This window comes from Piscinibacter sp. HJYY11, assembly GCF_016735515.1.
Classification (GTDB): Bacteria; Pseudomonadota; Gammaproteobacteria; order Burkholderiales; family Burkholderiaceae_C; genus Rhizobacter.
The window spans coordinates 2,598,255-2,612,088 of the sequence record NZ_JAERQZ010000001.1 but is presented as its reverse complement, the minus strand read 5'-3'; the positions used below and the strand labels follow the sequence as shown (position 1 = coordinate 2,612,088).

The following is a 13,834-nucleotide window of genomic DNA, read 5'->3' as shown; positions in this document are numbered from 1 at the left end:
TACTCGTCGGACGAGGAGCAGACATGAAACGCGCTCTTGTCACCGGTGGCAGCGGCGACCTCGGTCGTGCGATGGCCTTGCGCCTGGCGCGTGATGGCCTGCATGTGATCGTGCATGCCAACAGCCGCCTCGCGGTCGCGCAGGAAGTGGTGGCGCAGATCGAAGCGGCCGGGGGCAGCGGCGAAGCCGTGGCCTTCAACGTGGCCGACCGTGCGGCGGCGCAGGCGGCGCTCACCAGGCTGCTCGAAGCCGGGCCGGTGCAGGTGATCGTCAACAACGCCGGCACGCACGACGACGCGGCGTTTCCTGCGCTGAGCGAGCAGCAGTGGCAAGGCGTGATCGACGTGTCGCTGAACGGCTTCTTCAACGTGACGCAGCCGCTCACGATGCCGATGATCCGCACCCGCTTCGGGCGCATCGTCAACATCTCGTCGATTGCTTCGATCACCGGCAACCGCGGCCAGGTGAACTACGCGGCGGCCAAAGGAGCGCTCAACAGCGCGACCAAGGCCCTGTCGCTGGAGCTCGCGAGCCGTGGCATCACGGTCAACGCGGTGGCGCCCGGCATCATCGATTCGGGCATGGCCGAAGGCACGTTCGACAAGGACATGATCGACAGGATGGTGCCGATGAAGCGGGCGGGCCGCGCCGAGGAAGTGGCCGCGCTGGTGTCGTTTCTCGCGAGCGCCGAAGCCGGCTACATCACCGGGCAGGTGATATCCATCAACGGCGGGATGGCCTGATCAGGCCTTCTGGAACAGGAGCACGGCGTTCGATCCGCCAAACGCGAACGAACTGCTGATCGCGGCTTCCAGCTGAGGCGCGGCAAGCCCCGTCTCCATAACGAGATTGAGCGCGCACGCCGGATCGGCCTCGGTCAGATTCGCGTTCGGCGGCAGCTGCCGCTGGTGCAGCGCCATCACCGTGAGCATCGCTTCGAGGGCACCGGCGGCCCCCAGCAGGTGGCCGTGCAAACCTTTGGTGGAGCTCACGCGCAGGCGGTCGATGTCGCCGCCCCACACCTGGGCCAAGGCCTCGCATTCGATCGGGTCGCCGATCCGCGTGGCGGTGCCGTGCGCGTTGCAATAGCCCACGTCGCGCGGCTGCAGGCCGGCGCGCTTCAACGCGGCGCGCAAGGCACGGCCCTGGCCCGGTGCATCGGGTTTGGTGAGGTGGGTGGCGTCGGTGCTGATGCCCCAACCGCCGAGCGTGGCGTAGCGCTTGGCACCGCGTGCCTTGGCGCGTGCTTCCGATTCGATGACGAGGAAGGCCGAGCCTTCTCCGAGTGCGAAGCCGGTGCGGTCGGCCGAGAAGGGGCGCACGGAACGTGCTGCACCTTGCGGGTCGGCCGCGTCGAAGCTGGCAAGCGTCTGCATCGCCTGCCAGGCGAGCACCACGCCGGGCACGATCAGCGCTTCGGTGCCGCCGGCAATGGCCACGTCGACCTCGCCGCTCTGCACCGCCTTGGCGGCTTCGGCAATGGCGACGGCCGATGACGAGCAGGCCACCGAGTAGGTGAGCACCGGGCCCAGCACCTTCTGGCGCATCGCGATGTGCGAGGCCGGCGCGTTGGGCATGAAGGCCGGTACCGTGAGCGGCGGCACACGGTTGCTGGCACCGCGGTAGGCCGCTTCCAGAGAGCCCGCGCCGCCCATGCCGCAGCCGACGTAGATGCCGATGCGCTCGGGGTCGCAGTCGGTGGCGTTGGCGTCCTTGATGGCGAGATCAGCAGCGGCCACGGCGAGCTGGCTCACCCGGTCGACGCCGGCCAGCTGCAGCTTGTTGAACCAGCGGGTCTGGTCGAAGGCGGTGATGGCCGCTGCGGTGGGCTTGGGCAGCTCGGGGAAGACCGCCTGCACCGCGGACTCGCCACGCATCACCGCGGCAAAGATCGCCTCGGGGCTGTCGCCGTGCGGTGCGACGGCGCCCAGGCCGGTAATGGACAACGGAGCCGTCATGCCGGCGTTTGCGCCGCCCTCACCTTGTCGACCACGAGGGCCAGCTCGGCCAGCGTGTCGACGTTGGAGTCGACGTCAGGCAGGTTGATGTGGAAATGGTCTTCCACCGCGAAGAGGAATTCGACGAGGGCGAGCGAGTCCAGGCCTTTTTCGCGCATGGAGGTGTTGGGGTCCAGCTCCGATGGGTCGATGCCGTACTTCTCGTGAATCAAATCCTGCAGTTCCTTGAGCGAACTCATCGTCAAACCCCTGTGTGCATCGGTCTCTCCCGGTGCCGGCTGTCGCCTGCTACCCCCTCCTCGGGGACCGATTTCATGTCAAAACTACTGTCGTCGGATGATATCCGCTGTACCTGGGCCTCCTGCGTCGGCCCACCACCCTCCGGGGCGCCATCGCAGGGAAAAAAGTGCAAAAGTGGTGCCCAGCAACACCCCGGCGACGGCATCGAGCGCGACGTGCTGTTTGGTGGCCAATGTGGAGTAGACGATGGCGAGGCACCAGAGGCCATTGAGCCAGCGCAGCCATGCCGGGGCCCCGATGCCGCGCAACAGGCTGCGCAGGTGCAGGGCGGCGAACACGGCCACGGCCACATGCATGGACGGGCAGGCATTGCCGGGTGCATCCACGCCTTGGAGCAGCGCGAAGCCGGGGTAGGCCGAGGCATCGAACGGCCGCGGCGGCACGGCGGTGGGCCAGAAATAGAAGATGGCCAGGCCCGTCACGCACAGGGCCGTGGCCCACAGGCCGTGGACGATCAGGTGGCGAAAGCTCGCCGCCAGCCCGGCCGGGACGCCCACGTAGAACCAGAGCGTGAGGTAGGGCACGAGCATCGCGGGCTGGAAGGGCACCCATTGGTCGATCACCGTCAGCGGCATCAGCGTGACCGGGAAGACGGGGTGGCGCAGCACCCAGAAGTAGCCGATGAAGAAGACCCAGATGAAGGCGGTGATGCCCAAGGTCTTGAGCACGAAATGCAGCCGCACCCGGGCCCACAGCTCGGCGCTCCAGCGTGTGGCCGGGGTCGACGCCGAGGCAGACGGGAGTGCCGTGCTCATGGCTGGAAGGGCGGCAGCCGCCGCGCCTTGCGCCACAGCAGGCCGGGCAGGCGCAGCACGAACTCGATCATCAGCCGCGTGTGCATCCAGCTCAACAGCACGTTGTCGCGGCCGTAGCGGAAATGCGAGACACCGCCTTCCTCGGCCGACAGGTACTTGACGGGCGCGTCCAGGTTGACCGGCTTGGCGCCCCGCCAGGCCAGCCGCACCACGGCCTCGGTGTCGAAATCGAAGCGGCGCATCCACGGCTGGCCGCGCATGACCGCGATCAGGCCTTCGATCGGGTAGACCCGGAAGCCGTAGAGCGAATCGCCGACGCCGGCACCAAGCGTTTCGAGGTTGGTCCACCAGTTCGACACCCGCCGGCCGCGCACGCGCAGCAGCGGTGCCGAGGCATCGAACACCGGCCGGCCGAGCACCATGGTGTCGGGCCGGCGCTGCGAGGCCTGCATGAACGGGGGGATGAGGTCGGCCGGGTGCTGGCCGTCGGAGTCCATCGTCAGCGCGTGGGTGAAGCCTTCGGCCCGTGCGGCTTCCAGCCCGTGCAGCACCGCCGCGCCCTTGCCGCCGTTGGCGGGCAGCACGATCACGCGCAGGCCGGGGTCCGCTGCGGCCATGGCCTGCAGGCCGGCAGGCGTGCCGTCGGTGCTGCCATCGGTGACGACCCAGACCGGGTTCCACTGCGCACGGGCAGCCTTCACCGTCGCGTAGACCTGCGGGCCGGTGTTGTAGCTCGGGATGAGCACCAGGTGGCTCGCCGACGGCGCAGGGCTCATGCGCTCAGCTCCCGCCGGAAGTAGTCCTCGAGCTTCTGCGACAGGCCCTGGTAGTTGGCCTCCGGGGCGAAACGCTCGCCCAGCCGCACGTGGTAGACCATCGGGAAATGCGGCGGCTTCCACACCGGCCAGCCCTTGCCCAGGTAGCCGGTGGTGGTCTCGACGATCACCGTCTGGATGGGCACGCCGGCCTTGTAGGCGATGAGCGTGAGCCCGGGCAGGAAGGGGTTGACCGGCGGGGTGACGGTGCGCGTGCCTTCGGGAAACATCACCAGCTGGCCCCCCGCCTGGAGGTTGGCCACCGCGCCCCGCACGAGACCCGCCGGCGGGTCGTTGCGGATGTAGCGCGCGAGCCGCGCGCCGGCGCCGAGGAAGGGGTTCTGCATCAGGCTCGCACGCATGATGCACACGCCGCGCGGCACGCGGGCAACGACCAGCAGCGCGTCGAGCGCGGTCGGGTGGTTGGGGGCGATGATCAGGCCGGCGTCGCGGTTGAGCGAGTCGATGCCCTCGTAGCTCAGGCGCATCACGCCGGTGAGCTGGAGCCACCACCAGAAGAGCCGGTAGCCACCCGCGATGGCCGCACGACCGATGTCGCGCCCACGCTCGCGCGGCAGGAAGGGGTAGAGCACCCAGCTGATGAGGTTCCAGCTCAGCGACCCCACGCCCAGCAGCAGCAGGGCGAGGTAGAAGAAGAACCCGATGACGATCTGGTGCAGCAGCTTCATGGCCGGCAATGTCCGGCGCCGGGCCGCCCCAAGCCGGACGGCGCCCCTTGGGGGCAGGAGCGAAGCGACTGGGCGGCCATCATCAATAGCGGCTCTCGACCATCGTCTCCGACGTCTTCAGGACCCACGAAATGCCGAAGCCGATCGTCAGCGCCGAGTTGCGCTTGACCAGCGGGCTGTCCTGGTAGACCGCGCCGTTGAGGTTCTCGAGCCGCACGAAGGCGCCGAACCAGGTGTGGCCGAAGCGCTTGGAGGTGGAGGCGATGGTCTGCCAGCCGGCATAGCCGCCACGGGTCTGGTAGGCCGGGCGGTCGGGGCGGGCATAGGCAGCGTCGACCTGGTAGTACTGCTCGTGGTAGCGCCGGTTGGCGAACAGCGGCCCGGTGAGGAAGCCGACGTTCCAGCCGTGCGACGGGTCCTTCAGGTCGAAGTTGAGGTTGGGCGAGAAGGTGGTCCCGGCATAACGCGGCGAGCTTTCCAGCGTGACGACGCCGCGCACCGGCAGGCGCAGGTCGAGCGTCCAGCGCTTGCGCACTTCCTGGTCGAGCGTGATGTTGAGGCTCGGGCCGACTTCCAGGTTGCCGGGCAGCTCGGGCATGCCGTCGCGCACCGAGTTGTTGCTGCGCGCCGGGGCCGCAGCGCCGAAGCTCAGGTCGAGCTTCACGCGGGGCGAATCGAAGAGCATCGCGCGCGTGCCGTCGCGGTCCGACTTGAGCCAGGTGCCGCGGTACACGATGTAGGGCAGCGGCAGCAGGTAGTTGTGGCTCTGGTTCGAGCCGCGGTAGTCGGGCAGGCGCACGCCCGAGACGCCGAGCCCCAGCTCCCACAGCGGCTTGAGGTTCTTGACCGGGGGCGGGATGTCAGGCGTCGCGGGTTTCTGCTCGTCGACAGCGGGTGCAGCGGCAGGGGCGGCATCGGCGGCATGGCTCGCCACGCTGGCGCAGGCCATGCCCGCGGCCATCAGCAGCAGCGCGAACCGGCTCCGCGCGCTCAAGCGGCGCCCCGCGAGCCGTGCTCGATGAACCCGTGCGCCTCGATCTCCACCAGCAGCTCGGCGCGGCAGATGTCGGCGTGGAGGTAGATCGCCTCGCGCGCGGCAGGGCTGGCGGGGCCGACGGCGCGCTCGAAGACCTCGCGGACCACCGGCAGGTCGGCCGCATGGCGCACGTACACGGTGTAGGCCATCTCGCTGGCCGCGATGGGCTGGCCGGTGCGGGCGGCCGCGGCGTCGCGCACCGCGGCGAGGTTGGTGAGGCTTTCTTCCGTCTGGCGGCGCACGTCACCCAGGTGCACGCTCTGGTGGCCCACGATGCTCGCGGTGCCCGAGATGAAGAGCGCCCGCCGGCCCAGGCCCACATCGGCCAGCGCCGCACGCGAGAAGGTCGGTGCCCGCGGGCCGTAGGTGTCGGGGTAGCGGTAGGCGCTGACCTGGCGCGGGTTCTCGATGGCCACCGGCGGCACACGCCCGGCGAGGAAGTACACCCGCAGCGGCCCGCCGTGCGTGCCCAGCGCACAGGCGGCGGGCGAGCCCTCGAAGGCGCTGCGGTGCACGTCGAGGAAGGCCTGCTGGCGCCCGGCGTTGAACTGCTTGTAGCGCTCGGTGCCGCCCGCGTCGGCGTTGATGTCGGCCAGGTAGTTCCACAGCCGCAGCAGGTGCGTGCAGGGGGTGGCCGCGAGCACGGCGAAGAGGTCGCCATAGGCGCGCTGGGTGGCGGCGTGCACACCGCCGTCGCGGTCGTCGGCCACGGCCACACCGTGCAGCCAGTGCCCGTCGGTCACGTACTGCACACAGCCGTGCTGGTGGGCCTGCAGCGCGCCGGTGGTCGACCACGCATCGAGCAGGGCCTCTTGGGGCGCCAGCGTCGGCGCGAGCACGGGTGCACCGATCGCCTCCGGCGAGCGGCCGACCCAGCGGCCGCCCAGCGCGGCTGCCGGCGACGCGCCGCCGGCCAGGCGCACGCGGCGGAAGCTCAGGGGCGCGGTGTCGGGGGGGAGGCTGGCCTGCGAAGCAAGATCAGTGGAGGCAAGCGGGTTCATGCAACTGACGTTGTCTTCAGGAGGGCGGAGGCTCGGATCGGACGGTCGCCATGCGAGCGCTCGCGACTCCGGAATGCAGCGAAAAAACAGGGGGCATTCTAGCGGCGCCCCCCGGCGCGCCCGCTCGTAACAGCCGGTTATGTGGACCTTTGCACGATGTGCATCAAACGCGCCAGATGCGGGGCGACCATCGGCGTCGTCAGCATGGTGCTGGCGACCGCCATCAGCAGCAGCGCGGTGAAGGTTTCGCCGCTGATGAGCTGCTTGTCGAGCAGCACGTTGGCAAAGATGATCATCACCAGGCCCTTGGTCTGCAGCAGCCAGCCGATGAGCCGGCCCTCCTCGGGCTCCCACTTCAGGATGCGCCCGGCCACATGTGTGGCGATCAGCTTGCCCACCACCGCCGCGATGAGCATGGCGCCGGCGGCGATGAAGACCGAGGCCCCGCCGACCGACCATTCGGTGCGCAGGCCCGTGCTGAGGAAGTAGACCGGCGCGGCCACCAGCAGCACGTTGTGGCGCAGCGCGTCGAGCTGGTCCTGGTCGAACCAGTGGGTGTCGATGATGGCGCCGGCGAGGAAGGCGCCCACCATGAAGTGCAGCCCCGCCCAGTCGGCCGCAAAGCCGCAGGCGGCCAGCCAGATCAGGCCCACGTACCAGCGGTCACGCTGCGGGATGCGCTGCATCAGGCGCCGGAACAGGAGCCCGGCCACCGCAAAGCCCACGAGGAACAGCGCCTGCCGGCCCACACGCTCCCAGTCCATCACGATGATGGCCAGCACGCCCCAGATCGCGATGTCGTCCAGGCTCGAGTAGCGCAGGATGCGCTGGCCCAGCGGCTGGCGCAGCAGCTCCATCTTCTCCATCAACAGGATCAGCACCGGCAGGGCGGTGACCGCGCACGCCATGCCGACCCCGAGCACGAACTGCCAGCCGCTCGCCTTGGCACCGAGCCACCCCGGCGACAGGAGCATCACCGCCGCGACGGCACAGCCCAGCGCCAGCGGCACCCCGAGCGCGAGGCCGGCGGTGATGCCGCTCTCGCGCCGGTGTTCCCAGGCCTTCTTCAGGTCGAGCTCGATGCCGGCGATCCACACGAAGAGCATCACCGCCCACCACGCCAGGCCGTTGAGCGACTGGATCACCGCGGGGCTGAACACCTCGCGGTGGAACTCGGGAAAGGCCGCGCCCAGCACGCCCGGGCCGAGCAGGATGCCGGCCACCGTCTGCACCACCACCAGCGGTGCGACGTAATCGGTACGACCCAGGCGCCAGATCAGGTAGGGCACGCTGAAGATGATCACCATCGCGATCAGGTAGTACTCGGTCGTGGTCATGCGGCGAGAGGGCGGAACGTGGTCGTCGGTTGAAGCGGGCGGCAGTGTGCCATGCACGGTTTCCGCACAAGCGCGGGCGGGCGCTCTCGCTACACTTCTCCGGTTCCGTATTGCACCGAGGATTTTCGCCATGGCACCGCAGCAGTTCACCGGCACCAGCCCGGACGTCGTCGTCATCGGAGGTGGCCCCGCCGGCTCGACCGCGGCCGCGTTGCTGGCCGACAAGGGCCATGACGTGGTGATGTTCGAGAAGGCCCAGCATCCCCGTTTCCACATCGGCGAGTCGCTGTTGCCGATGAACATGCCGCTCTTCGACCGCCTGGGGGTGCGCACCGAGGTCGAGGCCATCGGCATCACCAAGCTCGGCGCCGAGTTCATCTCGCCCTGGCACGACCACACCAGCCGCTTCTTCTTCGCCGAGGCGATGGACAAGTCCTTCCCGTACTCGGTGCACGTGCGCCGCTCCGAGTTCGACGAGCTGCTGTTCCGCCACGCCGCCAAGCTGGGCGCGCGCACCTTCGAGAACCACCGTGTGCTCAAGGTCGACATGGACGCCGGCAAGGGCGGCGACATGCGCGCCTCGGTGAAGGTGAAAGACGCCAGCGGCAACGAGACCGAATGGCGCCCGCGCTTCGTCATCGACGCGAGCGGCCGTGACACGCTGCTGTCCAACCAGTACGACGTGAAGGAAAAGAACCCACGCCATGCGAGCGCGGCCATCTTCGGCCACTTCCGCGGCGCGAAGCGCGCGCCGGGACGGCTGGAAGGCAGCATCAGCCTCTTCTGGTTCGACCACGGCTGGTTCTGGTTCATCCCGCTGCGCGACGGCACCACCAGCGTGGGCGCGGTGGCGCACCCTGGCTACTTCAAGGAGCACCGCAAGGGCGCGAGCCTCGACGACTTCCTGATGCAGACCATCGCGCTCGCCCCCAAGCTGCAGGAGCGGCTGAAGGACGCCGAGATGATCGAGCCGGCCACGACCACCGGCAACTACGCCTACAACAGCAAGTTCTGCCGCGGCGACCGTTTCGTGATGGTGGGCGATGCCTACGCCTTCGTCGACCCGATGTTCTCGTCGGGCGTGTTCCTCGCGATGAACAGCTCCTTCGAGGCCGCAGCCGGCGTCGACCTCTGGCTCAAGGGCGAGGAGCGCGCCGCCGCCAAGCAGTTCAAGCGCTTCGAGAAGGTCATGAAGCACGGCCCGGCCATGTTCTCGTGGTTCATCTACCGCATCACCTCGCCGGCCATCCGCAACATCTTCATGAACCCGCGCAACATGTGGCGCATGCAGGAGGCGCTGCTGTCCATCCTGGCGGGTGACCTCTTCCGCGACACACCCGTGGGGCCGCGGCTTCTCGGCTTCAAGGCCATCTACTACGCCAACTGCCTGACCATCCTGCCGCAAGCCATCAAGACCTGGCTGTGGCGGCGTGCCAACCTGAAGAAGGTGGCCGACGAGAAGGTGGCGGGCGCCGTGTACCTGCAGGACCAGGGCGCGCGTTCGGAATCGGCCTGAGGCCTGGGACCCGGAGTCTTGCTGCCGTCACCACGAATGGGCAGACTTGGGGAGCGTCTTTTCGTCACCCCAGGAGGGAGCCATCGTGAATTGCAACGAACGCAAGGGCCTGGCCATCGGCCGGCATGCAGTGGTGGGCGTGTTGGCGGCGCTGGTGGCCGCGGGTTGCGCGCAAAAGGGCGGTACGGCTGATGGAGCCGCGCCGGCCCCTGCGCCGGCGCCGACCGCCGCCCCGGCACCGGCCGCGGCGCCCGCGGCGAACCCCAACGCCGGCAAGGTCGGCCCCGGCATGAACGCACAAGGCCAGGTGGTCGACCCGAAGAAGGTCGAGGCCGGCTGGGGCCAGAAGGTCAAGGGCCTGAACGACTGGGAAGGCGAGATCACCGGCCGCCCGGTCGCCGGCAGCAAATTCAGCAAGCTGCAGATCGGCATGGGCCTGCGCGAGGCGCTCGATGCCGCCGGCCCGCCCACGGACCAGGGCGCCTACGTGAGCGGCAAGGCCTTCATCCCGTTCTACTTCGGCTCCGGCGGCACGCGCTACGAGGCGGCCTACAAGGGCCACGGCCGGCTGATATTTGCCCAGGGCAGCCGCTTCAGCAGCAGCTACTACCTGGTCTGGATCATCCACAGCGCCAACGACACCGGCTACCGCTGATCTCTCGCGGCAGGTGGGGCGGGCCCGGTCAGAGCGAGGCCTCGCCGAAGACGCTGTCGCGGCCCTGCGCCTTGGCGCGGTACATGCGGCTGTCGGCCAGCCGCAGCAGCTCCGACAGGCTGCCCGCCTGCGACGGGAAGGTGGCCACGCCGAACGACGCGGTGAGCCGCAGCACGATGCCGTCGGCCAGCACGCTGGTGGCCGCCAGCGTGGCGCGCCAGGTCTCGGCGCGTGCGAGCGCGGTGGCATGGTCGGTGTCGGTCATCAGCACCGCAAATTCTTCGCCGCCGAGCCGGCACGCGAGGTCTTCGCTGCGCGTGGTGGCCACGAGCATGGTGCCTACCGCCTTCAGCGCCACGTCACCGACCAGGTGGCCGTGGGCGTCGTTGATGGCCTTGAAGTGGTCGAGGTCGATCATCACGAGCGACAGGTGGCCGCCCTCGCGTCGCACGCGGTCGAGCTCGCGCTCGGCCACGTCGACGAAATGGCGCCGGGTGTGCACGCCGGTCAGCTCGTCGCGGATCGACTGCTCGTGCATCTGTGCGTGCAGCTCGTTGATGCGCTGAAGCTGCGCTTCGAGCCGCTCGTTGGCGTCGCGCAGCGCCTGCTCGGCGTGCTTTCGCTCGCTCACGTCGCGGGTGATGCCGAAGTAGCCGATGTGCGTGCCGTCGTCGTCGAACACCGGCACCGACACCGTCTCGATCCACAGGCGCGAGCCATCCTTGCGGAAGAACTCGCCTTCGTGGCGGATCGGGTGGGTGTGGGCCAGCGGGTTGTCGCCTTCGCCGCGCGCCGCGGCCATGCGCATGATCACGGCGCGGTACTCCGGCGTCATGAACTCGACGACCGAGCGGCCCATCAGCTCTTCGCGGGGGTAACCCATCATGCGGCACATGTTGTCGCTGACGTGCACGAAGCAGCGCTGCACGTCCGACTCCCAGAAGCTGTCGCCGCTCGCGTTCACCATCGCCAGAAGGCGGGCTTCGGTGATGGGGCGCGGCTCGGGCGGGGTATGGCGACTGCTCATGGGGCAGAAAGGATGGTGCGCGCCATCGTGGCCGCAAGTTGCGGGCCACCGTGCGTGCGCAGGGCGTGAGTCTAGGCGCGCTCGGGGGCGCGGTGTTCAGGGGACTCCCTGAGCCGTGCTGAAACGTTCTGAATCGCAGCGATGTGAACAACCACCTTCGCGGCAGCCAAGGTTCTTTACCTCTCTCGCCGTCAGCCGGGCCTGTGCAGCCCTCGTTGAAAGCGCACGGGCGTCGCGGTAGACGCCCGCTCAACGCAAAGGATCTCCACCATGCTGAACCTCAAGACGCTCGTTTTCGGTGCCCTCATTGCCGCCGCCTCGGCGGGCGCGATGGCGCGGCCGATGGAGCATGACCGCGACCGCTTCGACGACATCGACGCCCGCCAGGCCCGCCAGGCCGCCCGCATCGACGCCGCGCTGCACGACGGCCGCCTGAGCCGCCGCGAGTACCGCGCGCTGCAACGCGAGCAGGCCGCGATCCGCCGCTACGAGGCGCAGGCCAAGGCCGACGGGTTCCTCTCGCGTGCCGAGCGCCGCGACCTGGAGGCCATGCTGGACCGTGCCAGCCGCCACATCCGCAACAGCTGATGCTGCTTGCTACGGCGGGCCAGCCGGCCTGTTCAGCGGGCCGGCGCCTGGCTCCAGTCGGTGTGCTGGTCGCAGCCCGCGGCCAGCATGATCTCGTCGACGGTGCTGCGCTCGTCGTCGCTGTCGGCATCCACGCTCACCACCACGCCGCCGCGGCGCACCGTCTCTTCGAAGGCGGCCGCGTCGTGTGGCGAGGAGCCGAAGTCGAAGATGCCCTGGAACAGGTCGAGCACGTTGCTGACCAGCCCACCGCTGATCTGCTCGTCGGCCTTGCGGCTGAACGACTCCTCGTAGGGCTCGTGGACATGGACATGCACCGCGCTCGGCGGCACACCCTGGACGATCAGGCGGTCGGCGGCGCGCTGGCCGGCGTCGCGGTCATCGAAAGCAAAGAGGGCGTTGGACATGGGTCGACCTCCAGTGTGGGGTTGAAGTCCCGTGGACTGGCAATCGACGTACCGGTGCGCCCACATGCCGGTGAAGCGGTGGTGCTAGCGGCAGGTGAGCCAGAGGTCCTTGCGCATCTGGTCCTGTAGATGGCGCATCGCGTTGTCGAACGCCGTCTGGACTTCGCTTTCCGAATTCGACCAGTTGACGCTGCCGTCGACACCCCGATAGACCTTGGAGCGCGGTGGCTCCCCGCGTGCGGTGGTGTGCACCCGCACCACCAGGTTGGCCGACTTCATCGTGCTCAGCGCATGGATGTAGGCCCGGAGCACCTCGACACGGATGGAGACAGGGGCCTCCTGCGGCGCATAGCCCGGGATGGCCTTCAAGCCGTCCGAAAACCAGGCGGGGAAGCTCTCGCCGTCGACCTGCGTGCGGATCAGGATGCCCAGGTTCTTCTGCTCGCGGTGATCGTCGATCGCCGTGATGGTGAAGGGGCAGGCCGCACCTGCATCGGAACGGGGGGCCGGCTCGGTCGCGGCCGCCCGGAGGCCGTTGACCCGGTCGGCCATGCACCCTGCCAGCAGGGTGCACGCCACCATCACCGCGGTCGTCGAGGCGATGGACCCGAGCCGCTTCACCGGGCGGTGGCCGTGTTGGCCGCAGGAGCCGCCGGTGCGGTGCCGCCGGCGGCGGGCGCCTGAGCGGTGGCTGCTGCGGTCCCCCCGAGCGTGGTCTGGAAGTAGAGCGCGCCGGTGGGGTAGCGCAGCAGCTTGCCGCCGTGGCTTTCGGCCACGAGGTCGGCCTGCAGGCGGTTGTCGCCCTCGACCTTGCCGAGCGACGGCAACGCCGGTGCGTCCGGGCCGCGCTGGATGTCTTCCACCAGCAGGCGGCCGAGCTGAGCCATGCCGTCGTTCAGGCTGGTGCGCAGCAGGCGGCCGTTGTCGGCCTTCCAGGCGGCGAGGTGCTCGGCAGGCTCCTTGCCCTGCAACGGCAGCTTGGCGCGATAGACCACCATGCTGCGGTAGGCGGCGTTCTTCGGGTCCAGCATGGCCGTGGCCTGGTTGGGGGCGGCCGGTGCGTTGAGGTCGCCTGGCAGACCGGCCGCGGCGCGCGCAGCAGGGCTGCGTGGGTAGAGCAGGGCACGGGCCGACATCTGCAGCGTCGAGAGGTCGATCGACAGGTGGTAGTCCACGTTGACGAACATCACGCCACCGGCGGTCGAGGCCTTGTAGGTCTCCTCGTACTTGGCGTCCGTCGTTTCCTTGGTGACGACCACGCCCGAGAAGCTCATGCCCGGTACGTTGGTCAAGGCCTTGGCGATGGCGCTGCTCATGGCCTGGTCGAACTTCAGGTCGACGATCTCGTCCTTCAGCGGGCGGATCGTTTCGTCGGCAGCCTTGGCACGCGAGGCATTGATGGTGGCGTCCATCGCGCCGGCAGCAGCGCCGCAGGCGGCGGCCAGCAGGATGCCGATGCCCGGGATGGCGCCGCAGCCTGCGGCGGCGGCCTGGCCGGCGCGCGAGACCTCGAAGGCTCCGTAAAGCTCGGGCTGGCGGATGCCCACCTTCACCTCTACCGGTTGCGCGGCGGTGGCAACCTCGCGTTTCAGGGGCTGGGTCAGCGGCGTGGCGCAACCGACGAGCGAAAGCGCACTCAGTGCCGCCACAGCGGCACGACTCAAGGCGTACATGGATTTCCCTCCGGATTGGAACGTTGGCGTTTTGGTGACCTCGCAAGGCCTGAGGCCTCCGGCAGAAGCCGGCTCTT

The 13,834-nt window shown here is 69.1% G+C and carries 16 protein-coding genes; 4 read left to right on the top strand and 12 right to left on the bottom strand.

Annotated elements, in window-relative coordinates:
- Positions 1-23: 23 nt before the first annotated feature.
- Entirely contained in the window at positions 24-743 is a 720-nt protein-coding gene (fabG, locus tag JI745_RS12005) for a 3-oxoacyl-ACP reductase FabG (protein ID WP_201806519.1), read from the top strand.
- On the opposite strand, the gene JI745_RS12000 is transcribed toward fabG, so the two are convergent.
- The 8 genes from JI745_RS12000 to JI745_RS11965 form a co-directional block, all read right to left on the bottom strand.
- Positions 744-1,958: a beta-ketoacyl synthase gene (locus tag JI745_RS12000; RefSeq protein WP_201806517.1), complete on the bottom strand. Its 1,215-nt coding sequence runs from the start codon at positions 1,956-1,958 to the stop codon at positions 744-746.
- Positions 1,955-2,197, bottom strand: a complete 243-nt coding sequence (locus tag JI745_RS11995) for an acyl carrier protein (protein WP_201806514.1) — start codon at positions 2,195-2,197, stop codon at positions 1,955-1,957. The genes JI745_RS12000 and JI745_RS11995 overlap by 4 nt, the downstream gene beginning before the upstream one ends.
- 84 nt (positions 2,198-2,281) lie before the next feature.
- Positions 2,282-3,013: a phosphatase PAP2 family protein gene (locus JI745_RS11990; protein WP_201806511.1), complete on the bottom strand. Its 732-nt coding sequence runs from the start codon at positions 3,011-3,013 to the stop codon at positions 2,282-2,284.
- Entirely contained in the window at positions 3,010-3,789 is a 780-nt protein-coding gene (locus JI745_RS11985) for a glycosyltransferase family 2 protein (RefSeq protein WP_201806509.1), read from the bottom strand. The genes JI745_RS11990 and JI745_RS11985 overlap by 4 nt, the downstream gene beginning before the upstream one ends.
- A complete protein-coding gene (locus JI745_RS11980; RefSeq protein WP_201806505.1) occupies positions 3,786-4,517 on the bottom strand; it encodes a 1-acyl-sn-glycerol-3-phosphate acyltransferase in 732 nt (243 codons plus the stop codon). Before JI745_RS11980 ends, JI745_RS11985 begins: the two co-directional genes overlap by 4 nt.
- An 82-nt stretch (positions 4,518-4,599) precedes the next feature.
- Positions 4,600-5,511, bottom strand: a complete 912-nt coding sequence (locus tag JI745_RS11975) for a MipA/OmpV family protein (RefSeq protein ID WP_201806500.1) — start codon at positions 5,509-5,511, stop codon at positions 4,600-4,602.
- A complete protein-coding gene (locus tag JI745_RS11970; RefSeq protein ID WP_201806498.1) occupies positions 5,508-6,554 on the bottom strand; it encodes a hypothetical protein in 1,047 nt (348 codons plus the stop codon). The genes JI745_RS11975 and JI745_RS11970 overlap by 4 nt, the downstream gene beginning before the upstream one ends.
- A gap of 137 nt (positions 6,555-6,691) precedes the next feature.
- Positions 6,692-7,891: a cation:proton antiporter gene (locus tag JI745_RS11965; protein ID WP_201806495.1), complete on the bottom strand. Its 1,200-nt coding sequence runs from the start codon at positions 7,889-7,891 to the stop codon at positions 6,692-6,694.
- Positions 7,892-8,021: 130 nt separating this feature from the next.
- Here JI745_RS11965 and JI745_RS11960 point away from each other — a divergent pair, with 130 nt between their 5' ends.
- Together JI745_RS11960 and JI745_RS11955 are read left to right on the top strand one after the other, a co-directional pair.
- Positions 8,022-9,407, top strand: a complete 1,386-nt coding sequence (locus JI745_RS11960) for an NAD(P)/FAD-dependent oxidoreductase (RefSeq protein ID WP_201806491.1) — start codon at positions 8,022-8,024, stop codon at positions 9,405-9,407.
- 85 nt (positions 9,408-9,492) lie between these two features.
- The gene (locus JI745_RS11955) at positions 9,493-10,062 is read left to right on the top strand and encodes a hypothetical protein (protein ID WP_310738594.1); all 570 of its coding nucleotides are present in this window, start codon (positions 9,493-9,495) and stop codon (positions 10,060-10,062) included.
- 28 nt (positions 10,063-10,090) lie between these two features.
- On the opposite strand, the gene JI745_RS11950 is transcribed toward JI745_RS11955, so the two are convergent.
- Entirely contained in the window at positions 10,091-11,089 is a 999-nt protein-coding gene (locus tag JI745_RS11950; RefSeq protein WP_201806489.1) for a diguanylate cyclase, read from the bottom strand.
- 270 nt (positions 11,090-11,359) lie between these two features.
- Between JI745_RS11950 and JI745_RS11945 the strand changes: the two genes are divergently transcribed.
- A complete protein-coding gene (locus tag JI745_RS11945) occupies positions 11,360-11,677 on the top strand; it encodes a hypothetical protein (protein ID WP_201806484.1) in 318 nt (105 codons plus the stop codon).
- Positions 11,678-11,709: 32 nt separating this feature from the next.
- Here the strand turns inward: JI745_RS11945 and JI745_RS11940 are convergent, their stop codons facing one another.
- The 3 genes from JI745_RS11940 to JI745_RS11930 all read right to left on the bottom strand — a co-directional run bounded on the left by JI745_RS11940 (position 11,710) and on the right by JI745_RS11930 (position 13,757).
- Entirely contained in the window at positions 11,710-12,084 is a 375-nt protein-coding gene (locus JI745_RS11940; protein ID WP_201806482.1) for a hypothetical protein, read from the bottom strand.
- Positions 12,085-12,168: 84 nt separating this feature from the next.
- Positions 12,169-12,705 carry a hypothetical protein gene (locus tag JI745_RS11935; RefSeq protein WP_201806480.1) on the bottom strand — a complete coding sequence of 179 codons (537 nt, stop codon included), beginning with the start codon at positions 12,703-12,705 and terminating at the stop codon, positions 12,169-12,171.
- Positions 12,702-13,757 carry a hypothetical protein gene (locus JI745_RS11930; RefSeq protein WP_201806478.1) on the bottom strand — a complete coding sequence of 352 codons (1,056 nt, stop codon included), beginning with the start codon at positions 13,755-13,757 and terminating at the stop codon, positions 12,702-12,704. The genes JI745_RS11935 and JI745_RS11930 overlap by 4 nt, the downstream gene beginning before the upstream one ends.
- Positions 13,758-13,834: the final 77 nt, after the last annotated feature.